General features: G+C 58.2%; 20 protein-coding genes, 1 tRNA gene and 1 pseudogene. 15 read left to right on the top strand and 7 right to left on the bottom strand.

The window, feature by feature from the left end; translation table 11 throughout:
• Nucleotides 1–2: 2 nt before the first annotated feature.
• From fdhE to LOY52_RS13080, 4 genes are all read left to right on the top strand, one after another.
• Entirely contained in the window at nucleotides 3–929 is a 927-nt protein-coding gene (gene fdhE / locus LOY52_RS13065; protein WP_258679753.1) for a formate dehydrogenase accessory protein FdhE, read from the top strand.
• Nucleotides 930–978: 49 nt separating this feature from the next.
• A complete protein-coding gene (gene selA / locus LOY52_RS13070) occupies nucleotides 979–2,391 on the top strand; it encodes an L-seryl-tRNA(Sec) selenium transferase (protein WP_258679754.1) in 1,413 nt (470 codons plus the stop codon).
• Nucleotides 2,388–4,304 (top strand): selenocysteine-specific translation elongation factor, encoded by a 1,917-nt coding sequence (gene selB / locus LOY52_RS13075; protein WP_258679867.1) that lies wholly within the window; start codon nucleotides 2,388–2,390, stop codon nucleotides 4,302–4,304. Before selA ends, selB begins: the two co-directional genes overlap by 4 nt.
• A 7-nt stretch (nucleotides 4,305–4,311) precedes the next feature.
• Nucleotides 4,312–4,407, top strand: a tRNA-Sec gene (locus LOY52_RS13080).
• Between the two features lie 194 nt (nucleotides 4,408–4,601).
• On the opposite strand, the gene LOY52_RS13085 is transcribed toward LOY52_RS13080, so the two are convergent.
• The gene (locus LOY52_RS13085; protein ID WP_258679755.1) at nucleotides 4,602–5,894 is read right to left on the bottom strand and encodes an OprD family porin; all 1,293 of its coding nucleotides are present in this window, start codon (nucleotides 5,892–5,894) and stop codon (nucleotides 4,602–4,604) included.
• 133 nt (nucleotides 5,895–6,027) lie between these two features.
• The gene (locus tag LOY52_RS13090; RefSeq protein WP_258679756.1) at nucleotides 6,028–7,410 is read right to left on the bottom strand and encodes an aspartate aminotransferase family protein; all 1,383 of its coding nucleotides are present in this window, start codon (nucleotides 7,408–7,410) and stop codon (nucleotides 6,028–6,030) included.
• A gap of 159 nt (nucleotides 7,411–7,569) precedes the next feature.
• On the opposite strand from LOY52_RS13090, the gene LOY52_RS13095 reads away from it, so the two are divergent.
• Together LOY52_RS13095 and LOY52_RS13100 are read left to right on the top strand one after the other, a co-directional pair.
• Nucleotides 7,570–8,223, top strand: coding sequence for a TetR/AcrR family transcriptional regulator (locus LOY52_RS13095; RefSeq protein WP_258679757.1), 654 nt, complete (start codon nucleotides 7,570–7,572; stop codon nucleotides 8,221–8,223).
• 73 nt (nucleotides 8,224–8,296) lie between these two features.
• A complete protein-coding gene (locus tag LOY52_RS13100; RefSeq protein WP_258679758.1) occupies nucleotides 8,297–12,124 on the top strand; it encodes a hypothetical protein in 3,828 nt (1,275 codons plus the stop codon).
• Nucleotides 12,125–12,290: 166 nt separating this feature from the next.
• Here the strand turns inward: LOY52_RS13100 and LOY52_RS13105 are convergent, their stop codons facing one another.
• Nucleotides 12,291–12,962 carry a DUF3313 domain-containing protein gene (locus LOY52_RS13105; RefSeq protein WP_258679759.1) on the bottom strand — a complete coding sequence of 224 codons (672 nt, stop codon included), beginning with the start codon at nucleotides 12,960–12,962 and terminating at the stop codon, nucleotides 12,291–12,293.
• A gap of 35 nt (nucleotides 12,963–12,997) precedes the next feature.
• On the bottom strand, nucleotides 12,998–13,321 hold the full coding sequence (locus LOY52_RS13110; protein ID WP_258679760.1) for a hypothetical protein: 324 nt from the start codon (nucleotides 13,319–13,321) through the stop codon (nucleotides 12,998–13,000).
• Nucleotides 13,322–13,486: 165 nt separating this feature from the next.
• Between LOY52_RS13110 and LOY52_RS13115 the strand changes: the two genes are divergently transcribed.
• The 6 genes from LOY52_RS13115 (at nucleotide 13,487) to LOY52_RS13140 (ending at nucleotide 20,091) form a co-directional block, all read left to right on the top strand.
• Nucleotides 13,487–14,197 carry a response regulator gene (locus tag LOY52_RS13115; protein WP_258679761.1) on the top strand — a complete coding sequence of 237 codons (711 nt, stop codon included), beginning with the start codon at nucleotides 13,487–13,489 and terminating at the stop codon, nucleotides 14,195–14,197.
• Entirely contained in the window at nucleotides 14,194–15,522 is a 1,329-nt protein-coding gene (locus LOY52_RS13120; protein WP_258679762.1) for an ATP-binding protein, read from the top strand. The genes LOY52_RS13115 and LOY52_RS13120 overlap by 4 nt, the downstream gene beginning before the upstream one ends.
• Nucleotides 15,523–15,584: 62 nt before the next feature.
• Nucleotides 15,585–16,769, top strand: a complete 1,185-nt coding sequence (locus LOY52_RS13125) for a DUF2252 domain-containing protein (protein WP_258679763.1) — start codon at nucleotides 15,585–15,587, stop codon at nucleotides 16,767–16,769.
• A 93-nt stretch (nucleotides 16,770–16,862) separates the two neighbouring features.
• Entirely contained in the window at nucleotides 16,863–18,152 is a 1,290-nt protein-coding gene (locus tag LOY52_RS13130; protein WP_258679764.1) for an FAD-binding oxidoreductase, read from the top strand.
• 13 nt (nucleotides 18,153–18,165) lie between these two features.
• Complete coding sequence (locus LOY52_RS13135; protein WP_258679765.1) at nucleotides 18,166–18,723, top strand: helix-turn-helix domain-containing protein; 558 nt, start codon at nucleotides 18,166–18,168, stop codon at nucleotides 18,721–18,723.
• A 21-nt stretch (nucleotides 18,724–18,744) separates the two neighbouring features.
• Nucleotides 18,745–20,091 (top strand): glutamine synthetase family protein, encoded by a 1,347-nt coding sequence (locus tag LOY52_RS13140; RefSeq protein WP_258679766.1) that lies wholly within the window; start codon nucleotides 18,745–18,747, stop codon nucleotides 20,089–20,091.
• A gap of 351 nt (nucleotides 20,092–20,442) precedes the next feature.
• On the opposite strand, the gene LOY52_RS13145 is transcribed toward LOY52_RS13140, so the two are convergent.
• The 3 genes and pseudogenes from LOY52_RS13145 to LOY52_RS13155 form a co-directional block, all read right to left on the bottom strand.
• On the bottom strand, nucleotides 20,443–21,135 hold the full coding sequence (locus tag LOY52_RS13145; RefSeq protein ID WP_219737903.1) for a PA1136 family autoinducer-binding transcriptional regulator: 693 nt from the start codon (nucleotides 21,133–21,135) through the stop codon (nucleotides 20,443–20,445).
• A gap of 23 nt (nucleotides 21,136–21,158) precedes the next feature.
• On the bottom strand, nucleotides 21,159–22,037 hold the full coding sequence (gene hchA, locus LOY52_RS13150; protein WP_258679767.1) for a glyoxalase III HchA: 879 nt from the start codon (nucleotides 22,035–22,037) through the stop codon (nucleotides 21,159–21,161).
• Between the two features lie 275 nt (nucleotides 22,038–22,312).
• Nucleotides 22,313–22,483: pseudogene (locus LOY52_RS13155) on the bottom strand (FAD-dependent oxidoreductase); the annotation flags it as partial.
• Nucleotides 22,484–22,991: 508 nt separating this feature from the next.
• Between LOY52_RS13155 and LOY52_RS13165 the strand changes: the two are divergent.
• The 3 genes from LOY52_RS13165 (at nucleotide 22,992) to LOY52_RS13175 (ending at nucleotide 25,284) form a co-directional block, all read left to right on the top strand.
• A complete protein-coding gene (locus tag LOY52_RS13165) occupies nucleotides 22,992–23,534 on the top strand; it encodes a redoxin domain-containing protein (protein WP_007967055.1) in 543 nt (180 codons plus the stop codon).
• 11 nt (nucleotides 23,535–23,545) lie between these two features.
• Nucleotides 23,546–24,085: a DsbA family protein gene (locus tag LOY52_RS13170; protein ID WP_258679768.1), complete on the top strand. Its 540-nt coding sequence runs from the start codon at nucleotides 23,546–23,548 to the stop codon at nucleotides 24,083–24,085.
• A 98-nt stretch (nucleotides 24,086–24,183) separates the two neighbouring features.
• Complete coding sequence (locus LOY52_RS13175) at nucleotides 24,184–25,284, top strand: low temperature requirement protein A (RefSeq protein WP_027614303.1); 1,101 nt, start codon at nucleotides 24,184–24,186, stop codon at nucleotides 25,282–25,284.
• The last annotated feature ends 162 nt before the right edge of the window (nucleotides 25,285–25,446 follow it).

Below are 25,446 nucleotides of genomic sequence, written 5' to 3' on the forward strand. Positions count from 1 at the left end.
TTTTGGCAACCATTCTTGAACCCGGGGAAATCGAAGCGGCGGCCAGTTCGCCGCCGTTTCTGCACCTGCCGCCGCACAACCTGTTCACCCTGCGCGCCCAGCGCCTGGAGCAATTGGCTCAGGGGCATCCGCTGGCTGATTACCTGCGGCTGATCGCCGGATTGTGCCGGGCTCAGCAGCAGGTTTTCGACGATCCACCGCTGACGGCACCGTTTGATCAACAAAGAATTGAAGCCTGTCAGCAACAGGGTTTACCGCCGTTCGCCGCCGACACACTGGTGCGCGAAGACGCCTGGCAGGCTTATATCGATGCGTTGCTGCAACGCTATGCGCCGCCCGAGCAACCCGCCGTCGTCGAAGCGCTCGCCACCTTGCGTGGCGCCAGTGCCGGGCAGTTGCGTGCGTGGGCCGTGGCGCTGGTCAGCGGACAGTATTCGATGGTGCCGGCGCAGTTGGTGCCGTTTCTCGGCGCCGGGCTGCAAGCTGCGTGGAGCCACTGGTTGCTCAGCGCACCGAACCTGCAACTGAAACCCGGCGACAGCCTCAGCCAGTGCCCGGGCTGTGGTTCACCAGCGATGGCCGGGGTGATCCGGCATCGCGGCAAACACAACGGCCTGCGCTATCTGGTGTGTTCATTGTGCGCCTGCGAATGGCACGTGGTGCGGGTCAAGTGCGTGTATTGCGAGTCGAGCAAAGGCCTCGATTACCTGAGCCTGGAGGACGATCGCCACGCCGCCAATCAGGCGCCGATTCGTGCGGAGGTGTGCCCTAGCTGCAACAGCTACCTGAAACTGGTTTATCTGGAGAACGATGCCGAAGGCGAAGCGTTGTCCGCCGATCTCACCAGCCTGCTGCTCGACATGCGTCTGGCGCAGGACGGCTATCAGCGTCTGGCACCGAATCTGTTGCTGGCGCCGGGAGACGAATGACCAGAGCGTCTACACTCGCCGGACAGTCTTGTTTTTTCGGGAGTGGCTGATGTCTTCGAGCGTTGCCCTGCGGTTGCCTTCCATTGATGGTTTGTTGCGTCACCCGGCCTGTGTGCCGTTGGCCGAGCGTTATGGCCGCGAGTCGTTGCTGGCCAGCTTGCGCCAGTTGCTCGATGAGTTGCGTTCCAGCGTTTTGAACGGCCAATTGTCAGCCGTTGAAATCAGCCCCGATGTGCTCGCCGGACGGGTTGCTGAGCGTCTGGCCCAGCAACAGCGCAGCCATGTGCGGCGGGTGTTCAACCTGACTGGCACGGTGCTGCACACCAACCTCGGTCGCGCCTTGTTGCCCGAAGAAGCCATCGACGCGGTGCAGATGGCCGCCCGTTATCCGCTCAATCTGGAATTCGATCTGGCAACCGGCAAGCGCGGTGATCGCGACGACCTGATCGAAGGCCTGATCCGCGAACTGACCGGCGCCGAAGCCGTTACCGTGGTCAACAACAATGCCGCAGCGGTGTTGCTGACACTGAACAGCCTCGGCGCGCGCAAGGAAGGCATCATCTCCCGTGGCGAACTGATCGAAATCGGCGGCGCTTTCCGCATCCCCGACATCATGGCCCGCGCCGGCGTACGTCTGCACGAAGTCGGCACCACCAACCGCACCCACGCCCGCGACTACGAAGCGGCGATCAGCCCGCGCAGTGGTTTGATCATGCGCGTGCACGCGAGCAACTACAGCATCGAAGGCTTTACCGCCCGGGTGCCCACAGCCGAACTGGCCGAGCTGGCCCATCGGCACGGCTTGCCGCTGCTGGAGGATCTGGGCAGCGGCAGTCTGCTGGACTTGACCCGCTGGGGGCTGCCGGCGGAACCGACGGTACGCCAGGCGCTGCTTGATGGTGCGGACATCGTCACCTTCAGCGGCGACAAATTGCTCGGCGGGCCGCAGGCCGGGTTGATTGTCGGGCGCAAAGAACTGATCGCGAAGATCAAGAAAAACCCGCTGAAGCGCGCCTTGCGGGTCGACAAGTTGACCCTGGCCGCGCTGGAAGCGGTGCTCGGCCTGTATCGCGACCCGGATCGCCTCGCCGAACGTCTGCCGAGTTTGCGGCTGTTGACTCGCCCGCAAGCCGAGATCCTCGCCCAGGCCAAGCGCCTGCTACCGGCACTGGTACAGGTTATCGGCGAACCGTGGAATGTCAGTGCAGTGAAAGCGCTGGGCATGATCGGCAGCGGCAGCCAACCGGTGGCGCGGTTGCCGAGTGCGGCGCTGTGCTTGCGCCCGCAAGTGTCCAAGCGTATGCGCGGGCGTTTTCTGCTGAATCTGGAAGCGGCATTGCGTGCGTTGCCAATCCCTGTGCTCGGGCGCATTGACGACGATGCGCTGTGGCTGGACCTGCGGCAGCTCGACGATGAACCGGCGTGGCTGGCGCAGTTGCCGCAGTTGCAGGTCGAGTCGTGATCGTCGGCACCGCCGGGCACATCGACCACGGCAAGACCTCGCTGCTGCAAGCGCTGACCGGGCAAACCGGCGACCGCCGCCCGCAGGAGCGCGAGCGCGGGATGACCATCGACCTTGGTTACTTGTATGCCGAGCTGGAACCCGGTGCCGGGCTGACCGGATTCATCGATGTGCCGGGCCACGAGAAATTCACCCACAACATGCTCGCCGGCGCGCAGGGCATCGATCTGGTGTTGCTGGTGGTGGTGGCGGATGACGGGGTGATGCCGCAAACCCGCGAGCATCTGGCGATTGTCCAGTTGCTGGGCATTCCCCGGGCGCTGGTGGCGATCACCAAGTGCGATCGGGTTGAAGCGGGCAGGGTGGAGGAGGTGCAGCGCCAGGTTCTCGATCTGCTCGAAGCCGGACCATTCGCCGATGCGCCGACGCTGGCGGTGTCGAGCGTGACCGGGCAGGGTGTCGATGAACTGCGCCAGAGCTTGCTGCAGATTCAAAGCGAAGTGCATGAGCGTAGCCGCGAAGGTGGTTTTCGCCTGGCCATCGACCGCGCCTTCAGCGTGGCGGGCGCCGGGATTGTGGTGACTGGCACGGCGTTGTCGGGAACGGCGTCAGTCGGGGACAAACTGGCCCTCGGGCCGTCCGGGAAATCGGTGCGGGTGCGAGGACTGCACGCGCAAAACCAGCCCGCCGAACAGGCGTTCGCCGGGCAACGGGTGGCGCTGAATATCAGTGGTGATCGACTGGCGCTGGAACAGATCCATCGCGGCCAATGGCTGTTGGCCGAATGGCTGTACGCGCCGACGCAACGGGTCGACATCGAATTTCAACTGTTGCCCGGCGAGCGCACGTTCGAACATTTTCACCCGGTGCACGTGCACCTCGGTACGCAAGACGTCATCGCCCGCGTGGCGTTGCTCGAAGGCCCGCGTTTGCGCCCCGGCGAACGCATGTTCGCGCAACTGCTGATCAACGCCCCGGTGCACGCGGTGAAGGGCGATCGCCTGATCCTGCGTGACCAGAGCGCGCAACGCACCCTCGGTGGCGGTCAAGTACTCGACCCGTTCGCCCCGGCCCGCCAGCGCCGCAGCCCGGAACGGCTGGCGCAACTGCAGGCCCTGGCCGGCAGCGACAGTCTTGAACAAGCGTTACCACTGCTGCTTGACCACAGCGCTGGCGGCCTCCATCCGCAACGGCTGGAGCGTCAATTCAATCGTCAGCGTGAAGACTGGGCGCTACCAGCCAACGTGCGCCTGATCGACACCCGCCAAGGGCCGGTGCTGTTCAACGTGCAGCGCTGGGGGCAGTTGAAGTTCACCCTGTTGGAGCAGTTGGCGAAACTGCACGAGCTGGAACCGGACCAGATGGGGCCGGATCGCGATCGCCTGCGCCGCTTCAGTGGTCTGGCGCTGGAGCGCTCGACTTTCGTCAGCCTGCTGGAAGAACTGCGCGCCGCCGGATCGATCAACGCCAGCGGGCCGTGGTTGCATCTGCCCGATCATCAGGTGCGTTTGAATGCCGAAGACGAAACCCTGTGGCAGCGTATGCAGCCGCTGTTCGAACAGGCCGGGTTTGATCCGCCGTGGGTACGTGATGTCGCCAACGTGTTGGGCGTGGAGCATGCCATGGTGCGCCTGCTGTTGCGCAAACTGGCGCGCTTGGGATTGATGCATCAAGTGGTGCGTGATCTGTTCCTGAGCGACGTGCAACTGCGGCGCATGGCCGACATTCTGTTGCAACTGGAGCAGGAAAATCCGTCGATCCAGGTGACAACCTTCCGTGATGCGCTAGGCTTGGGACGCAAACGCTGTATTCAGTACCTGGAATACTTCGACCGCCTCGGCCTGACCCGGCGCATCGGCGAATCCCGGGTGATCCGCCACGACAACGCGCTGGCCAGTGCCGACGCACCCTGAGTTCAAAGGAAGGCAATCGCGCCCGGTGGCGCGGCCGGGCTTCAAACCCGGTTGGGGACGGCATCCGTTCCCGGGCAGGTTCGACTCCGGCTGCCTTCCGCCAATTACCGCAGCATCCACGACGCACTGAATCCCCTGTGGGAGCGAGCTTGCTCGCGAATGCGGTAAGTCATTCAACGTCTATGTCGACTGATCCGCCGCTTTCGCGAGCAGGCTCGCTCCCACAGGGAATTGGTTTTCCAGTCGATGGATTCGTAGGGCGACATCGGGTCTGAGTCTGGGTTTAATTACAGGCCGTCAAAACCCCAACGGGTACTGAATCACCACATAAATCCGGTCGATATCATCCCCGGCCTGTGCCTCATTCGCTCGGTGCGATACATGTGAAAGCTGCACCGACAGATCCTTCGCCGCACCCGATTGCACGATGTATTTCAGATCGATATCCCGTTCCCAATGTTTGCCGCCAGCGCCTTGCTGCGGCTGATAGTCGCCAGTCTCGGCATCGAACGGGTTGTACGCGCCGCCCTTGGGTGCATGGGTGCCGTCGATGTGGTCGCCGGAGACGTAGCGGGTCATGAAAGTCAGGCCAGGGATGCCGAAGGCGCCAAGGTCGAGGTCGTAGCGTGCTTGCCAGGAGCGTTCGCCGGCGCCGTTGAAGTCGGCGTATTTGATCGAGTTGGCGAGGTAGATCGAGTCGCCGCCCACGAAATCGAACGGCGTGTCGCCATTGATACGTTGCCAGCCGAGCATGACCGCGTGTGGACCGAAACTGTACTTGCCGGACAAGCTGAACGCTGTGTTGTCGATGGCGCCGGCCAGCGCCCGACCGGTATCGCGGGTGTGGTAGAGATTGCCATCGAGCAACAGGCCGGACTGTTTGAAATGCAGATTGGCGTAGTACTGATGCCAGGTGTCAGTCAGGTCCGAGGCGTAAAGCGATCCACCCACCGGACTGTCACCGAACAGATCGGCGCCGAGAAAACTGATTCCGCCAGCCTCGGTAGTGGCGCCGTAACTGGAAAAATCGCCGTGGCTCGAAGAGCTGTCCTGATTCTTGAATGCGGTGAAGTGTCCGGCTGTGAAGTTAACGTTGTCGATTTCACGACTGTTCACTAGCAAACCTTTGGCGTATTCCGGTTGCAGGCGTTTGTCCGAGGTGTCGAACACCGGCGTTTCCACGGTCATCTCGCCGAACGCGAGGGTAGTTCGCGAAACCTTGAGCTTGAACGCGCCGCCAGCGCTGGAGTAGTTCGGTTCACTGCGACCATTGCTGTCGACCGGCAACAGACCCGTGCCGGAATGACCTTTGCCGCCATCGAGTTTCAGGCCGAGAAAGGCATGGGCATCAATGCCGAACCCGACAGTGCCTGGCGTGTAGCCGGAGGTGAACGTGCCGATAAAGCCCTGGGCCCATTCCTGTTTATAGTTTTTGCCGGAGGGAGAGGGTGAGCGGTAGTCGTTGCTCAGGTAGAAGTTGCGGCTGAGCACTTCGGTTTTGGCGTCGTTGAAGACGTCGCTGGCGAAAACAGTGTCGGTCACTGCGCAAAGCAGGGCCAACAGTGCAAAGCGTGGTGTCGAGGGAGCCATCGTGAGGGACCGACAATCAGGGAAGGTCATCTGATGATGGGCAGGATCAACCGGGCCGGATTGAGCCGATGTGCTGAGTTCAACCGAGTGCCCTTGTGGGAGCTAGCAGGCTAGCTCCCACAGGGTTTAAGCGTTACAGCACGCCATACTCGCGGGCGGTGCGATCCACGGCGATCCGTGTTTTGTCGACCAGTTCATCCAGCTCTGCACGCGTGGCGATCAGCGCCGGGGCCATGATCATCCGGCCCAGCGTCGAGCGAATGATCAGGCCTTCTTCAAAACCAATCGTGCGGCAGCGCCAGGCGATGTCGTTCTCGTTGGCAAAGCGCTTGCGGGTGGCTTTGTCTTCGGCGAACTGCAATGCCGCCACCAGCCCCACGCCCTGAACCTCACCCACCAGCGGATGGTTGCCGAACACTTCGCGCAGGCAGTTTTGCAGGTACGGGCCGGTGTCGTTTTTCACCTGAGTGACCACGCCTTCGTCGCGCAGCGCCTTGAGGTTGGCAATCGCCACCGCAGCCGCCACCGGGTGACCGGAGTAGGTCAGGCCGTGAGCGAACACGCCGCCTTTTTCCACCAGCGCCTCGGCCATGCGTCGCGACAGGATCAACCCACCCATAGGGATGTAGCCGGAGGTCAGGCCTTTGGCGATCGACAGGGTGTCCGGTTCAAAACCGAAGGCCTGATGCGCGAACCATTCGCCGGTGCGACCGAAACCGCCGATGACTTCGTCGGCGCAGAGCAGCACATCGTATTTGCAGCAGATGCGCTGGATTTCCGGCCAATAGGTGGCGGGCGGAATGATCATGCCGCCGGCACCCTGAAACGGTTCGGCGACGAACGCAGCGACCTTGTCGGCGCCCAGTTCGAGGATCTTGTCTTCCAGTTGCCGTGCGGCGCGCAGGCCGAATTCTTCCGGGCTGAGGTTGCCTTCGTGGGCGAACCAGTACGGCTCGTCGATGTGCGCCACGTCAGGGATGGTGCCGCCCATTTCGTGCATGAATTTCATGCCGCCCAGCGCCGTCGCAGCCAGGGTCGAGCCGTGGTAGCCGTTCCATCGGCCGATCATGATTTTCTTCTCGGGCTGGCCCATCACTTGCCAGAACTTGCGCACGGTGCGGATCAGCACTTCGTTGGCTTCCGAGCCGGAGTTGGTATAGATCGCGTGGCTGTAGTGCTGGGGCAGCAGGCTGAACAACAGCTCGGAGAGCTCGATCACCTGCGGGTGAGTGGTGTGGAAGAACATGTTGTAGTAGGGCAGTTGTTGCAGCTGCGCGGTCGCGGCAGCGGCCAGGTCCTTGCGTCCGTAGCCGAGGTTGGTGCACCACAGGCCAGACATGCCATCCAGGTAGCGATTACCGTCGTTGTCCCACAGCGCGAGGCGATCACCGCTGACCATCACCCGCGGGCCTTCCTCGTTGAGGGCTTTCTGATCGACGAACGCGTGAATGTGGTGGGCGGCGTCGGCGGCCTGGTAATCGCGGGTGCTGCGGGTCGGATCGAGTTCGGCGGACATGGCGGTTCTCCAGAGAAACGGGGCAAGTGGGTGCGCGTTCATTCCAGCGGTGCACGGTTAATATTTGTCACTTAAAAATATTTTTGTAAAGAAAATATTTGTCGGTGAAAAAAGAAATCCGTAGGCTGACGCCGATCAGCAAGACAGGACATCAGCACCATGAGCGGGCTCAGAGAACGGCAAAAGGAACAGCGCAGGGAAGTCATCGCGCAGGCAGCGCTGGAGCTGTTCATCAGCAACGGCTTCGGCGCGACCACGCTGGAGCAGATCGCCAACCAGGCCGGGGTTTCCGCGCCGACGGTGGTCAATTATTTCGGTGGCAAGCAGGAGATTCTGCTGGCCTTGCTCAAGCAGCCGGACGAGCAGGCCATGCGCGACGCCAGGGCCAATCTCGACGACGACAGTGATCCGCTGGAGGCGTTGTGCGAGTTCGAAGGCTTGATGACTGACTACCAACTGCAAGCGATGCCGGCCTCGTTGTGGCGTGAGTTGGCGCCGTTTCTGCTGACAGGTGAACTGGCGCTGGCGTTGAGCCCATGGAATGCGGCGGTGATCGAGGAGACCAAGGCGCTGCTCGGACATTTTCAGGCGCAGGGCAAGGTGCGGGCGACGGTCGATCTGGACGTGGCGGCGACGTTGTTCAACCAGTACGCGAATATGGCGTTTATTCGTCTGGCGACGGAAGCGGCACCGGACAGAGAAGCGCATGCAAGGCATATGCGTAACGTTTTGAATTTGATGTGTCACGGGATGTTGGCGAATGCAGAGCCATTGCGCACGATTGTCGAGACGCAGGGGCCGCAGACTTCTTGAGAGATTTTACTGCTCACTCATCCCGCCAACCCGAACTACCGCAAATTGATGCCGTTCGATTTAAGGAAGAATCATGTCGATCGCAATCCTAGGGCCAAAGAAATACGACTTTCAAGATAAGGTGTGTGCGGAGGTGTTCCTGCGTTATGCACAAACCACCGGTGTAGAACTGTTTATCGAACCCGAAGCCGGAGAAGACGCAAAACTGCAGGTCGCGTCTGACAGCGTTCTCAAAACCATAGAGATTCAGGTCAAGGGCAGTAAGGAGGATGTAACGCTCTCGGTACTCGCTGACTGGTTAGTACACTTTGAGGAACGGACGCCAGGTAACTCCTTGCTTGAGCGTGTGTGCACCGACCCGCAGACAACGGTCGTCTTCGTCGCTACCGGTCGGTGCACCGACAAGGTGTCTCTGCTCTGCAGAGGTGCAGGCGCTACGTGGGAGGCACATGACAAAAAGCTTTCCAGAGAGATAGCCAACGAACTGAAAAGTGAGTTGATCGCCTGTGTGCAAACGCTGGAATCCGACGATAAGGAGCTTAGCGCTGGAAGAGCGAAACATCTAAAGACCTTTTTGAACAAAGTAAAAGTCGATCAGTTCAGGGCGAGTCTGACTCGGGTCATCATTCTCGAAAAAGTACTGGATGATGAGATGCAGTCCTCTTGCGAGAGCAGGATGCGAAAACTGAGGGTGCCTCTTGATCGATGCGAAATACTCACGACGAGACTTATAGCCATCATCAAAAACGGCAAGGAGAGCAGGAGCAATGTTTTCCCGGAGTTGCTGCTTGCGCTCAATGAGCACCTTCCGGAACAAATCAGGCCCAAGGATTATGTGCGTCGTGGTTGTGAGGAAGAGTGGGTACAGGAACTCTCGGATAACAATATTTTGCTGCTTTCTGGCGCACCACGGGTGGGTAAGACCAATGCAGGGCGTTGGGTGGCAGCCGAGTTCGAAGAGGCAGGGTATCAATTAAAACTGAGCAGCAATCTTGAAGAGATAGAGCGTTTCTTGCTGGACACGGCGCCTGGTGAGCGGTTGGCCGTGGTGGACGATCCTTTGGGCGGTTCCTATGTGTCTGCCGACCCGGGGCGGACACTGGCAATGCTCAGACAGCTGTCAACGAAGTTATCACCAACACGAAAACTGATCGTGTCACAGGTGCAAGACCGGCTTCTGCAATTTGCTGGCGCTGCGCGGCTTGAAGATTCGAGCCTGGGCCAATTCAAATGGCATGACTTGGGCAAACTGGATAAAACATTTCTGGCTGAGCTCTGGGTTGATCTGCGCGAACAGTTTTCAATGCCGGACATTCTATTCACCAACATCCTGACGGCATTGCAGAGCGGAACGCTGGATATAGAGCCAGGTTGTCTGATGCACTTGGCATCATGGCATTACCGATTGCGAGATGTTGCAGACTTGCAGGAGGCTATTCGTCTTGCTCGCGAAGATTCGCAGTCCTTGGCGTCGGCCCTGAATGACGAAGGGTTTGGGACGATTTTGCAGGCATTGGCGGTCGCCACCTCCCAGAATGATGCTTGTTCATTAAGGGATCTGAAATACGTATTGCAGGGTGACGGGACTGACAAACGATATGCCATCGCCAGCTATCTGGGAACTTCCATCAGTTTTGGTGCGATGTTCAATCGACCTGTTCCTGAAATCGAACAGTACCATCGTCTGGAGCTTTCACCAGAAAACGCGTCGTTGCTCGACAAACTTGAGCGTCGTCGCATCATCGTGGAAACGAGTGTAGAGCGATTCAACTTTTCTCACCCGTTTTACCGCTCAGCAGCCGAGTGCTCAGCGAAGGGACCGACGTCTTCCGGCGCCAGAACACTGATGGAGTTCACCACCAGAGCATTGTTTTCGCTGTCATTCGAAACCTCAAAATCTGCGGCGGTTGCTCTGCACTGGATTTATCTGGTCTTGAGATTGGCCAGCCGGGGGACGAATGTCATCGAGCTGGCGGTTGAGGGGATGGAATCCAGATACCTGTCCACCAAAGATGCTTGCTTCGATTTTCTTCTTCATTCGCTGGATGACATTTCTGAGGAGCAGAGGAAAAATTTTGGCAGTTGGGTCAACAAGGTTTCCTTTCTAAACCTTTCGCATGTGATGTGGGAACAGGGCCAGGCAGCGTTGCCTGCCGGAGAAAACAATGTGCTCGAAGGACGTTTTTACGAATCCTACGAGTGGAGTGAAGTTGCCGACTACGTAGCCGTTTTCAGCAGCAAAACGGCCACGGTGGTCAGTGCCGAAAATGCCTGGAAGACGTTGTGCTATCTGGAAGGCGACCGGCAAAAGCTTTCGGCGCCGGTAATGCTGCGTTTGCTTGGCTATGACTTGGGTTTGCTCAGGGCAAAAGCGGCCAAACTCTGGCTCAGCAGTATTCACGGTGATGATCAGGAAGTTTTGAAGAAGATTTTCTCCGATCAGCATCCAGCGGTAGCGCAGGCAGCACTGGAAGGAGCCATCGAAGTCTGGCAGGAGTGCGGTGCTGCGAGAAAAGCCGATTTACTGAGCGGTTTGAAGCAGTTTTCCAAACTCCCGGCTGCTGCCTCGACCATGATAAAGAGTCTGTTGAAGACCGAGGACAACGGATACGACAATCCCGTGCCCTGGGATTTGTTCTCCAGTGTTTTACCGGACGTTCTGGCCGCCTTCCCCGAAAGCGTCAACATGAGAGACTCGCAACTATATGGGGCTGTCGAGAAAGCAACGAAATCACTTTCCCAGGCGGACTTCATAAGAATACTCGACAGCTGGATCGGCCTGGTTGAGCGCTCGGCATTGAAAGTGATGCCCAGCGACTACGCCATGGCCGTCACCGATTTGTTGATCAGCGGAACCACTTCATCGGTCGACTTACGCCGCCCGCGCTTGCAACGACTGTTCAACGTACAGGGAACAGGCGCGCAATTGAGAGTTGTGGTGGAAATGGTGGATCGCTGGAACGATCTGAGCGTCGATGACCGGAAATTACTTCTTTGTCACTTGCGCGCAAAACGGAGCGATCAGAAGTGGTTGCAAGCCGCAGCGGTTACTCGGCCGCATGTTCCTCAAGAAGTGCTGGATCTGGTCTTTCCATTGGGGAAAATACCTGCCGGTCATAACTTCGAGAGCTTTGAGGCAGCCCTCATTGATCGCGCATTAATGATTTACATGGGAAGTCCCGGAGTTCTCTATCAAGTCGGCGCTCATGGCTGTAACGATAATGTCTGGGAGTCGATTATAGAAACCATCGTTTGCGATCCTTCGCACAAGCTGTTCAAAAAGGCTTGGGCACATATCACAAGTGATTCGGACGATTCGAAGGTCTACGGGTATGTAGCGAACTTGGTCGGCCAATTTCCTCAAGAGATTTTTGAGCAGCTTCTTGAGCATAAAATCCGAAATAATGGCGGGTTCATGCCGACGGCCTGGAGTCTCCTGCTGGATCAGGCTCCAAAGCATTTGCTGGATGATTGGTTTGCGGCCATGGTGCCTCATGTGCCACGTGTACTGAATTATCTGGGAGAGGCGGACAGTTGGGTGGGGGCAGAACACTCAGCCAGGCTGATAAAGCTGTTTCCTTCCGACTGTCTTTTATTGAATATCTCGTACGATTTGAGGGAAACGCTTACTGAAGGATTCAAGGATTTCCAGGGATCAAAGTACGACGAGCTTAGGAGCGAGCTTGCCAGCTCGGCATTAACGCAATTTCTTGAAAGGTTCGAAAGCAATCTTCCAGCGCATTACGCGACGTGTGACGCGATTATGGAGCGGTTCACAGACGTAGGGTGTCTGGAAACAGAGCTTAGTGTTGTCAGCGAGCACCGTCGCGTATTACTCGACGCCATGCACGCATTTCCTTACGTTGAAGAGCGCCAAGAACTTGAAGACTGGATTGAGTAAAAAGGCAGGAAACAGCAGCTAAACCATAGTTCGTTTCCCGGCCACAAATACCGCAAAAAAGCACCTGAGGTGCTTTTTTTGCTAACCGTGGACCAGATTAACTGCTGGCCAGCGCAGCGCCGTGTTTTCGGGCCTACGCCGAAAAGCAGTAGGTCCTGTCACATGACTATTTGCGAATCGCCGCGTACGACTTGCCCAGATCACTGGCCCAACCGTCCAGCACCGCTTTGACGTCATCGGCGGTCAGCACCTGTTGGTCGTTTTCCAGCGGCAGCCCGATGCCCTTGCGCACGACTTCGGCGACCACTTCGCCGGTGGAGCCGTCTTCGAACGAGACTTCGGTGGTGATTTCACTGTCCTGGTCGCGGATGCCGGTGGCGGTGCTCACGCCAGCGGCAACCAGCGTCACCGGGAGCCATTCATAAAAGCGCAGGCCCTGGGTGCTGGCGGCGACGCGGGTGATCGCCGGTCTGACGGTCAGGGTTTTCGGGCCGGGTTGCGATACCAGGTGCATGACCTTGCCCAGTTCCAGCCTGAGCGCGGCGTCGTAGTAGTCGGTGACGCCGGACAGCGTGCTCAGCGGGATCCGCTCGGTCGGTACAGCGCTGGGGTAGAACTGGCTGGGCGCCAGATAGGCCTGGGTGTAACGCCCCCGCGCTAGCGCCGGGCTGACCCAACCCAGCACCGTCTGCCCGGATGGCGACTGGCGCTCGCTGAGCACGCTGTAATCGTGCAGGAATCCCGTGTACTTCTGCGGTTCGACGGTTTTGCTGCTGCAGGCCGACAGGCTGAGGGACGCCGAACACAGCACCGACATCAAGCAATGGCTTCTGATCATGCGAATCCTTGTTTTGCGCTGTTGCCCCGCGTGGTTCAAGCGCAGGCTGTGATGGGGGAGGAGAGTGGCGGGGTGTTGTCCGAGCACTCGATGTGCAGCCGGCCGTGGCTCATGATCCATTGGATGAGGTCAGCGACCGGAATCGAATGCACGTACTCAACCCATTGCGAATCTCTGGGGCCGTACTGCTCGAAATAGCGGCGCAGGACGATACGGCTTTGATCATCTGACAGGCCCAGGCAGAACTCTTGGAACAACAGCGGCGTATCCTGCTCGGGCGCGCTGGTGCGCTGGCTGAGAATCAACGGATAGCGGGCGTCGTGGCCCTCGGCGGTATAACGGTTGTGCAATGCGCTCATTGAAAGCCCCCCGGTTGTCGATGGCGTGCAGGGTGCCTGAGGGGTTTTGCCGCAGGATGTCCGCTTGATGTCAGGGACGACGGAATGTTGCTCGATTGAAATATATGACCCGCCCGCCAGAATAGTTTTAGATGCGTTCTTTTTTGGCCTGAGGATCCTGTGCCCGTGAGCAGACTGCTGATCGTCGACGATGACGTGGAAATTCTCGCCCTGCTGAAGAAGTTCTTCGTCCAGCATGCCTACGAGGTCGATGTGGCCGCCGACGGCGCAGCGATGTGGGCGGCAATTGCGCAGCAGCGCCCGGACACGATCATTCTCGACCTGATGCTGCCCGGCGAAGGTGGCCTGAGCCTGTGCCAGAAAGTGCGCGCGCAGATGGGCATTCCGATCATCATGCTGACCGCCATGGGCGAGTTGAGCGACCGGATTGTCGGCCTCGAACTGGGCGCCGATGACTACGTCACCAAACCGTTCGCCCCGCGTGAACTGCTGGCGCGCCTGCGCGCCGTGCAGCGTCGCGCCGGTGAACAGGTCAGCCCGGCGAGTGAACCCTCGCGGCCGGTGATCGCCTTCGCCGGTTGGCATCTGGATATCACCTGTCGCGAGCTGCGCTCCCCGGAAAACGTGATGATTCCGCTGTCCGGAGGTGAGTTCGATCTGCTGGTGGTGTTTCTCGAACACCCGCAGCGCATTCTTACCCGCGAACAATTGATCGACCTGTCTCGCGGTCAGGGCCACGACGCCTTTGATCGCAGCATCGACGTGCAGGTCAGCCGCCTGCGGCGCAAGATCGAGCCGGACAGCAAACGTCCTGATCTGATCCGCACTGTGCGCAATGGCGGTTACATGTTCACCGCCAAGGTCAGTCGCGCATGATCCGTCGATTACTGCGCCGTGATCCGCTGAGTCGGCGGATCGCGCTGACCATCGTCGCGGCCATGCTCGCGTCGCTGGCACTCAATTTCCTGTTCGTGGAGGTTGCCGGGACCTGGGCGCGGCCGCCGATTGAACGCACCGGGTTGCTGGAGCAGATCGCCGCGACCGTCAAAGTGATCGAGGCTGCACCGGCGCCTCTACGCGCGCAACTGGCGCACGCGGCAACCGGCCCGACGCAGGAGGTGACGTGGAGTGCGCAACGCGACGAACTCGGATTGCCAGCGGGTGGTACGCAGCTCATCGCTAACAAGACGTCGGGGTTGCATCAGTTGTTGGGCGATGAGCGAGACATTCGGGTGTTCAATCCCGCTGACTGGCCGACCGGCAGTCCGCTGGCGCGCTATGCGGCGTTGATTCAACTGCCGGATGCCAGTTGGCTGTTGTTCTCTTCGCCCGAACGCTCCTGGGGCCTGGACATCGGCACACGCATCGCGATCATCATCGCCCTCGGCCTGATCGCCACCGTGCTGGTGGCCTGGCTGGCCACGCAGCAACTGGCCAAGCCACTGCAACGCTTTGCCAGCGCCGCCCGGCGTTTTGGCGGTGATCTGCGTGCGCCGCCGATCAAAGTCGAAGGCCCCGACGAGATCCGCCAGGCGATCATCGCCTTCAACACCATGCAGGCGCAGATTCAGCACTACATCAGCGAACGCACGCACATGCTCGCGTCGATTTCCCACGACTTGCGCGCACCGTTGACCCGGATGCGCCTGCGCAGCGAGTTCATGGAAGACCTTGATCATCAGGGCAAACTGATCCGCGACATCGAAGAAATGCAGTCGATGATCAACGCGGCACTGGCGTTCTTTCGGGAAGACACTCAGCCGGAGCAAAGCACCGCGTTCGACCTCTCGGAATTGCTGCAGACGATCATCGACGACTACCGCGACCAGAACATCGCCATCGATTTTCACGGCCCGGCGCATCTGGTCTACGAGGGCCGCCCGCTGGGGATCAAGCGGGTGATCGTCAATCTGCTGGAAAACGCGGAGAAGTACGCGCAGCAGCCAGCTATCGCTCTGAGCAGCGACGGCTACAGCGTGTGCATCGACATCACTGACAACGGGCCGGGGATTCCCGAAGCGTCGTTGCAGCGGGTATTCGATCCGTTTTTTCGCCTGGAAACCTCGCGCAACCGGGATACCGGTGGTGTCGGGCTCGGGCTGTCGGCGGCGCGGGCGATTGTGCGCGAGCAGGGCGGCGAACTGAGTTTGAGCAATCGCAGCAGCGGTGGCTTGCTGGCGCGGGTTGAGTTGCCTTTGTAATACTTTGAAACATTTGCTCGTGACGGGCGGTCAACAGGACACATTCACTGCAAGAAGCGTCCATGAAAACCCCACGGCCCTCCGCACGTCTTGAACCGCTGTCGCAACTGCGCAATCTGAAAATGGCTCGCTCCGCCCACGCCTATGTCCGTGGCAGTACGGTGCAGTTTTATGAGTGGCTGCACAGCCAGCCCGGGCGCAGTCTGCCGAAAGGGCCGGCGGTGTGGATCTGCGGCGATTGTCACGCCGGCAATCTCGGGCCGACCGGCGATCTGAAAGGGCGCATCGACATTCATATCCGCGACCTCGACCAAACCGTTATCGGCAACCCCGCGCATGATCTGGTGCGTCTGGCGCTGTCCTTGGCCACCGCCGCCCGTGGTTCGGATCTACCCGGCGTGGCCACGGCACGGATGCTCGAAGAGATGATGCGCGGCTATGAGCAGGCGTTCGAAGATGATGTCGACAAAGAGCCGCCAAGACCCGCGCAAGTCAAGGCCGGCATGCGCAGCGCGGTGCAGCGCACCTGGAAGCATCTGGCCCAGGAGCGCATTGAAAGCACCAAACCGACCATTCCACTGGGCAAGCATTTCTGGTCGCTGTCACGGGAAGAGCGCAGCGCGCTGAAGACCCTTTGCGCCACGCCTGACGTCCATACGCTGGTGACGTCCCTGAAGGGCCGCTCAAAGGACGACCGAGTGAAAATGCTCGACTCGGCCTATTGGGTCAAAGGCTGCAGCTCGCTGGGACTCAAGCGTTATGCGGTGCTACTCGGTGTGGGCGAGGGCGATGATCAGGAATATTGTCTGCTGGATATCAAGGAAGCGATTGCCGCCGCCGCACCTCGGGTGGCCCGCGCCGCGATGCCTCGCGACAACGGCAAACGCGTGGTCGAAGGTGCACGTTTTCTCTCGCCGGGCCTGGGCAATCGGATGATCGCCACACGGGTGCTCGACCATGGCTTCTTCATCCGCGAACTGCTGCCTCAAGACATGAAACTGGAACTGGATCAGTTGAGCCAGACCGACGCGATGCTCGCCGCCGGTTATCTGGCCCGCGTCGTGGGGCTGGCCCATGCCCGGCAGATGGACATGAGCACTCGGGCTTCATGGATGCGTGAACTGCAAGCGTGTCGCTCGAAGACGCTGGATGCGCCGTCGTGGCTGTGGACCAGTGTTGTGCAGTTGGTTGGCAAACATGAGAAAGGTTATCTGGAGCATTGCCGGCGTTATGCGCTGGAGCACTGATCTGTGTGAGTGAAACAGTTGTCGGTTGCCGATATGAAATTTGTTCTGTAGATTTTCATGAAATTATAAGAAATAAATTTCATGAGGCGCCGAATGTTTCAGCAATCCCAGCAGCATGTCGCCAGTTATTACGCTCACAGTTGCGCCGGTATTCTCAGCAAAAGACCGGCGCTGGAAGGTGAGCACGACACCGACGTGGTGATCATCGGCGCCGGTTTCAGTGGGTTGCACACCGCGCTGCGTCTAGCCTTGGCCGGCAAGCGCGTCACCGTGCTGGAAGCCAGTCGCGTGGCGTGGGCTGCCTCGGGGCGTAATGGCGGGCAGGCGATTCTGGGCTGGTCGTGCGACATGCCGCCACTGGAAGCAGCGCTCGGCCATGAGCGCGCCCGGCGTCTGTGGGACGGCATGCGTTGGGCCGCGCAGGAGCTGCGTGAATTGCCCGAACGGTATGGTTTCGATTGCGACTATCGCCCCGGCCATTTGTGGACTTCGGTGATGCCGCGTCGGGTCAGCCTGCTGACTGAATGGCAACACGAAGCCAGTCACAAATGGGGCCATGACGGTCTGCAGTTCATTCCTCGTGAAGACTTGCCGCAGTGGGTCGCCAGCGATCGTTATCAGGCGGGGCTCTTTGACGCCGAAGGCGCACACCTCAATCCACTGAAACTCGCCCTCGGGCTGGCCGCCTCCATCGAGCGGGCCGGCGGGCGTATTCATGAGCAAAGCAAAGCGTTGAGTTATCAGCAGGAGGGCAGCGGTTTCCGGGTCAATACCGAGCGCGGTTCGGTGAAGGCCAACGTGCTGGTGCTGGCCTGCAACGCCTATCTCGATGAGCTCGACCCGCAACTCTCCAGCTGCATCCTGCCGGTCGGCACTTATCAAGTCGCCACTGCGCCACTGACCCCGGAGCAAGCCACCGCGCTGCTGCCGAGCAATGTCTGCGTGACCGACAACCAGTTCGTCCTCGATTACTTCCGTCGTACCCCCGACAACCGTCTGTTGTTCGGGGGCGGCTGCACCTATCTGGGCGGCATGCCCAAGGACATTGCGGCGGCGACTCGGCCGTTTCTCGAACGCGTGTTTCCGCAGCTTAAAGGTGTAGAGGTGGAATTCGCTTGGGGCGGGCATATCGATCTGACCATGAACCGTACGCCGGATATCGGCGGCGAGGGCAATCGTTATTGGCTGCAAGGCTACTCGGGCCACGGCGTGCTGCCGACACTGGCCGCCGCCCGTGCGGTGTCCGACGCGATTCTCGGCGAGGCGGATGAATTGGCGTTGTACCAGGGCCTGAGCAATGGCCGTTTCCCCGGCGGCAAGCACTTCGCAGCACCGCTGGAGGCTATCGGCAAGGCCTGGTATCGGCTGCGCGACAGCATTTGATGAGATTTTGACCATGAACAAGCAAGAAGAAATCGCCGCGCTGGCGATCCTGATCCACGACCTGCGCAAGCACAAGAAATACACCCTCAAGGATCTGGCCGACAAGATCGGCCGTTCGGTGGGCTTCCTCTCGCAGGTCGAACGTGGGCTGTCGCGCCCGACCGTGGCCGACCTCACCGCGATCAGCGAAACCCTCGGCGTGCCGACCACCTATTTCTACAGCCTGCCCAAAGCCAAGCAAGTTCCGTGGGTCACCCGTCCGGACGAACGCCGCACGCTGTATTACGCCAACGGCATCACCGACATTCTGGTGTCGCCGCAGATGCGTGCCTCGTTCTCCATGCTCGAAAGTCATCTGGAACCCGGCGCAAGCAGTGGCGACCGGCACATGAGCGACAGCTCGGAGCAGGGCGGTTACGTGCTCGAAGGAGAACTGACCTTGTGGCTGGGCAACGACGACGAGCCGGTGACCTTAAAGGCCGGTGACAGCTTTCAATTCGACAGTCACACCCATTGTCGCTACGGCAACCTCACCGGGCAGCTCACCCGCGTGCTGTGGGTCTACACCTGATAACAACAAAGGATGAACACGATGGACGCTGTCTGCTCTGACCTGCTCGCCGAAGTGCGCGCGTTTCGCCAACGCTACCCCGAGGTGCGTTATGTCGACCTGATTTCTCTGGACATCCCTGGGCACTTCTACGGCAAACGTTATCCGGTCGACATGCTCGAAAAAGTCGCGGCGGGCAGCGCGCTGAAGCTGCCGCAGAACTGCGTGCTGCTCGGCGTGCAGGGCGGTCTGTTCAAGATTGGTGATTACTGCTTCAACGACGGCGACCCGGACGCCGTGCGCCGCTTGGTGCCCGGCACTTTGAAGCCCGTGACCTGGGAAGCGCAGCCGCTGGGGCAGATGCTGATCACCTCCGACGGCACCGCCAAACCGATCGAATTCGAACCCCGCGAGGTATTGGCGAAAGTGCTGGATAGACTGGCAGCCAAGGGTATTCACCCGGTGGTGGCCTTCGAACTGGAGTTCTATCTGTTCGACAAAAAACTACGTGACGGCCTGCCGCAATTCCCCCGCGACGAACTGACCGATGATGCCGATGATCAGCCGAACATGCACATCGAGCGTCTGTCGCGTTTCGCCCCGGTGCTCGACGAAATGGTGGAAGCAACGCGAACCCAGGGTATCGACGCCACTGTGATTACCGCAGAGCTAGGCCCGGGCCAGTTCGAAATCAACTTTGGCCATCTGGACGACGGCTTGCGCGCTGCGGACTGGGCGGCGCTGTTCTGTCGCAGCACCCGTGGAGTCGCGCTCAAGCACGGCTTCCGCGCCAGTTTCATGGCCAAGCCGTACGTGGAGCATCCGGGCAGCGGCATGCACGTGCATGTCAGCCTGTATGACGCCGCTGGCAATAACCTGCTGGCCGCCAATCACCAGCAAGCGCTGCGCCATGCGGTGGCCGGTTGCCTGGATCTGCTGCCGCACAGCATGCCGATCTTCGCCCCGAACCAGAACGCCATGCGCCGCCTGAGTGGCACGGTGAACACTGCGACCAAGGCGAGCTGGGGTTACGAGGATCGCGACGCCTGCCTGCGCATTCCCGAATCGGACACGAAAAACCTGCGCATCGAATACCGGCTGGCCGGCGCCGACGCCAACCCGTATCTGGTGCTGGCGGCAATTCTGGTGGGTCTGGAACATGGTCTGGAAACCGGCAAGGAGCCGATCCCGCCCCTTAACGACGATCGCAACAGCGGCATCGCTTTCCCCACTGAAATCCTCGACGCGGTGCGCGCCTTGCAGCTTCAGCCGCAACTGCGTGCGGGACTGGGCGCCGAGTTCGTCGACGTGTATTGCGAGAACAAGCGTCAGGATCACCTGGCATTCATGCAGGAGATCAGTGCGCGGGAGTATCGCTGGTATTTGTGATCACTGGTTCAGCGCCACACTTGAGTCAGGTGCGGGGGCCGCGATGACCGGATGGAATTCAGTACTGGTGAATTCCATCGCTCATCAAAATTGAAGAGCGTGCCACGAGATATTTTGAACACCGGACGCGAAGATGGCGAAAGAACGGCTTCGAATGACGTCTGGAGAAAATCCAATGCCATCCCGTGTAATGCCTGCGCTGAGTTGGAAATAGTTGACTTTGGCTGGCAGCTATCGGCCAAAAGCAGGCGCTCGGGAGTGGCGTCTTGCGGCCAACAGTGGACACTCAATCAGTTGATGAGGAAATTACTTGGAAGTCCAAACCGTCTAGCACTCGATCTTGCCGCGTCCTTACCCATCGATCTCGCCGTTACGAATGGCCATCCTGATGGCTTGTGCTGTCGTTGTCACGCCCAGACGTCGGCGTGCTGAGCGCAGGTGATTTTCAACTGTACGCTCCGACAAACCGAGAGTCGCTGCAATATCCGCTTGCCGTCTTCCGGCAGCCGTCCATTCCATGACTTCGCGCTCTCGCGGGGAAAGGGTTCTTAACGCTTCGTCCAATGGCGCCTCAAGCAACCGCCGAGCCGCGAAAAAAGCGGCCGTCGCAACCAGGCTGAGTCCCAAGCGCACCCGCGCGCTCCCATCCACCGGCTCCCCCCCCAAGCTCATTGCGCCCTCAAGCCCCTGTGGGCCAAAAACTGGCACCTGCAACCCCTGAATTCCTGGTCCACCTGGAGAACGAATCATCCGGTAACGCTCTTCTCCCTTAACCTGCTCTTTCTGCCAAAAGAAGGATTGCCGAGCATTCAAAAGGTGACGAGTCACCGGACAATGTCGAACGTAAGTCTCGGCATCCACCGCTTGACCGTTATCGAACCAATCGCCTTCGACCCAGTAGATATGCTCAACCACTTCCTCACTTGCCGTCGATGCAGAAAACAGCACGAATCGATCATAACCGTAGGGTGTGGCGAAACCCCTGACGGATTTCTTGATTGATTCAAGCGTGCGCGCCGTCTCTATCTCCAGAGCAGCGCGCATCGCTGTTTCGGCCGGCCCGTCGCTCACTCCGATGCAACCTCTTTCAACAATGCTTCAGCTGCCAACTTGCCCAGATTGTTGCCTGCCAATGGGCTGTCGCCGGTCAGCAACTTGCGGTCTTGGAGCGTCGCACCTGAAATATCCTGATTGATGATCTCAACTCCCAAGGATTTCAACTGCTCACCAAATTTCCACGTCAGATGCCCAGGCATATACCCTATGTCGGGCGTCTTTGCGTCGAGACTGTCTGGAAATGCGCAGATCTTGTAGCCGTTGAATATGTAGGAATTCCTTGACTCACCAATGCCCGCCGCGAGCATTGCTGCTGGGCCGTGACATAAGGAAATCACAAATTTGTCGTTGGTGATTGCCCAATGCAAAGCCGCTTTCACGTCGGCACTCTCCGGCAATCCAATCAGCGCGCCGTGCCCGCCAGGTATGAAAACGCCGATGTAATCCGAATCCTGCCCCAGCGCCTTCTCAACCACTTCGCACAGCTTCAAAGGTTTTTTGAACTGCTCACGGTATTTGGCGTAGAAATCCTTTACCTCGGTATCTTCGCTAGGCATGGCCCAGAACTCGAATTTCACTGGATTGCCTGACAGGGTCGCAACGTCTAACGCGAAACCGGCTTTGTCGAGGTGATACATGGGCAACAACGTCTCGACTGGGTGATTACCGGTGGAAAACATTGTTCCGTTGTCGGTCAGTAAGTAGCGCTCATCGGCGCCAATCAGCAAAATCTTCCAGCGGCCACCTCGGTAGGGATTAGCGTAATCCGCATCACTCAGATCAGATTTTGGCGAGGTAAATTGGCTAAGCGAGTATGGGGAGGGAAAAAAGGCATTGTCCTCCGCCTGATCCGGAGTGGGGCGCTTGTCGTCACTCTGCAAGGTAGTCATGGGTTTTCTCCTACGAATGGGCCGATTGCCGAGGTTCATGCTAGTAGCGTGACGTAGGCCCAACAATGAGGGTTTTCCCTTAAAGAAATGTTCCTCACACATGCAGCGCGCCGATCGGCTGCTTTCGGCCAATAGCGGTCAGTGACAATATTCGCAAAGGCTACCGCTCAGCTTCCCGAAGACCGATCTCGACTATTCGTTAAGTACAGCACCATCGCTGCACGAGCCGCATCTTTGATTGCTGCTCCGCGCAGTGCTGCAATGGGGTCACGTTATCCGTATAGGATGTTGATCCATGCGAGTGAACCTCCAATCACTCCCGACGCGATACCTTCAGCCTCAACCAAGGTGATATCTGCGCCTTTATCAGCCAGATGATACGCCAGCGAAGCGCCCACGATGCCGGCGCTAATGACAACGATTCGTTTGTCCAGAGCATTTCCCATATCAACCTTCATTATGTCGACCTGGAGGCGGTTCATTGTCTGCCTCTGGTCGATTTCTGCTTGTCGTAACGGGCAGCAGTTGTCGTCCAGAAAGCAGATGTAGATTTGTCTGAAGTGGCGAAATAGCTGCCAAAATCATCGTGTTAAAACGCCGCCTGAAATGGTAGCAAGATAAGCGCGTGAGTGTTGTTGGCACTGGAGGGTACCGAAAATTCGTTCAGCGACTACGGCAAGCGTCATCAACGACTATAGTCATTGGTGAGCCAGAGCGAATCCGACCATTCCCCTGCCAACCTGGCCTAATCCAATTCCGCGATTACACGGCGGATCTTCTTGTGTTCCTTGATGCGGAACGTGAATGTTTCGCTGCCGAAATCACTCAGGCTCAGGCTGAGTTCGAGGCAGCGTTGTCTTTTTTGAACCCCTTGATGGTGGATGGAGTTATCCCGCCGGGCACGTCGCATCCCACTGAGCACGTCCCAACCACCCATCTATCAAGGTTCAAGCAATGAATACTTTAGAGTTCGATGATGCACAAAAAACCAATGGCGACCTGGTTCAGGGTCCGCTGCCGGCCGGTACTGTCGCGCCCGACTTCACTCTTCACGCAACCCCTGATCAACAGTTGTCGCTGCGTGAGCTAAAGGGAAATCCCGTGATATTGGCGTTTTATCCCGCTGACTGGACTTCGGTGTGTGGTGACCAACTGACCTTGTACAACCAGTTGCTACCCACATTCAGAGAATACGGTGCGGTGCTACTGGGTATCTCGGTTGACAGCGCCTGGTGTCATCAGGCCTTTGCCAAAGATCGAAATTTCCACTTCAGCCTGCTGGCCGATTTCGAGCCCAAAGGGGCGGTGGCACGGCAGTATGGAGCGTACGAGTCCCAGCTCGGAGTTTGTAAGAGGGCACTGTTCGTGATTGACAAGGAGGGGGTGGTCGCCTGGAGCTACATCTCACCAATGGCAATCAACCCTGGGGCGGACGGCATTCTGGATGCGCTGGATGCTCTGGCGAATTCACCACAAAGCACGCCAACCAAAAATTAACAGGTGATTACATGGCCACTCTCAAAGTCCCGGTAAGTGCCAACGACCATCGCCAGGGAAGTGCGCATGCCAAGGTCACCTTGGTGGAATTTGGTGACTATGAATGTCCTTATTGCGGTGAAGCGTATTGGATGGTCAAGAATCTGCAACAGCATTTTCGCGATGATTTGCTGTTCGTGTTCCGTAACTTTCCTCTGACCACCGCTCACCCGCATGCGCTGGGTGCAGCGGTCACCGCGGAGCATGCCGGGAGTCGAGGGTTCTTCTGGGAGGCTCACGACGAATTGTATGAAAATCAAGATCGATTGGGCCTGCCGCTGTATCGCGCCATTGTTCTAAAACACGGCCTTTCCAGCGAGGAACTCGACGTTGCCATGCGAGAGGACACTTACATCCCCAAAATACAATCCGACTTTAATGGCGGTGTACGCAGCGGCGTGAACGGTACTCCGGCGTTTTACTTTGACGGGCTTCGCTATGACGGGGTCCCAGAGCTCAACGAGATGAGTCAGATGATTGAGCTTCTGTTAGTGCGCGGACGAAATCGCTAGATTGCGACATCGGCCCGGCATCACCCACACCAGAGCCGAGGGCAAACCAGCGTTAGCTTCCTTCTACATTAAAGAGGTGTACACGGAGCCGGCAGCTAATGAAATCTTTGAAGTATTATGAAAAAAATCGACACGCCACATGGTTGGAGTTGTTTTTCGACCTGACTTTCGTTGTTACGATAGGCCAGGTTACGCATACTCTCGGACATGTTCATGAAGGCCACTTTGAACATAAGCAATTATGGATATTCTTGCTGCTTTTTGTACCGTTGTGGTGGATCTGGTCCAGTCACACGATTTACTCCAACAGGTTTGATACAGACAGCAATCTTCACCGTTTGGCAACATTATTCATAATGCTCCTGCTCATTGTGCTATCGGCACGGATCGGGGAAGATCTGGAAGTAAACTACCCGCTTATTATTGCCTGCTATTTTGGCATACGTGCCATCATCAGCATCATGTACATTTCGTCCATAAGTAAATTCGATTCTCGCGGCGAGCTCTCCTCTAGGCTCGGCTTCGCCCTGTTAATTAGCGCAGTCATTAGTCTCTCATCGGTTATTTTTGACCCGCCCTTGCGTTACCTTGTTGCTTATATTGGGATTGTTCTTGATATTCTGTTTCCTGTATTTTTCTGGACTAAACTAAAGCCGTTGCCAGCACACACAGAACACTTGGTTGAGCGCATAGGCCTACTCACCCTAATCTTATTGGGGGAGTCAATTATTAGCCTTTCCGGAGGCTTATCTAACATTCAATGGGGTTATTACAATGTGATGGCGGCCATCACCGGATTCATCATGATTTGCAGTATCTGGTGGATCTATTTTGATAGCTTTTACCTGCTGAGCAAAAATCACAGCAGTATGAGTGGGCACGCCTTGATCTACTCGCACCTTTTTCTTTTTATGGGGCTGGCACTCCTAGCAAATTTGATCAGGCATGCGATCCTGAATGACATTGCGATGCGCGATTTTCAGATCATGTCGATCATCGGCATGGCATTGTTTTTCCTGGGGAAGCAATATGGCTATTTCATAGCCGTGAGTCGAATAAGGAAATACATACTGCAAAACACCTTGATCGTGCTTTCTTTAGGTGGGTTAGTTATATTTCTACCGCGTGTCGAGTACATATTGGTCGGCCTGACAGTAACCATGATCTGTTATGTTCTCCTGAATTTCAGATATCGTTGAGTCTTTATTATCAGGCCACAGCTCGGGAAAAGTGATCAAGCGGCTGGTCTGCGGCTTGCACGTTGCCCACTACGTCATTCTCAGTGTCCGAGCGACATGCGACGCTACCCTTGGTCTCTTTGGGTTTGTAATCCTGGTGTCGTCGACCATAGTTAATTGCCG

Origin of the sequence: Pseudomonas sp. B21-051, from assembly GCF_024748795.1 — a bacterium.
In the GTDB taxonomy this organism is placed as follows: Bacteria; Pseudomonadota; Gammaproteobacteria; order Pseudomonadales; family Pseudomonadaceae; genus Aquipseudomonas; species Aquipseudomonas putida_A.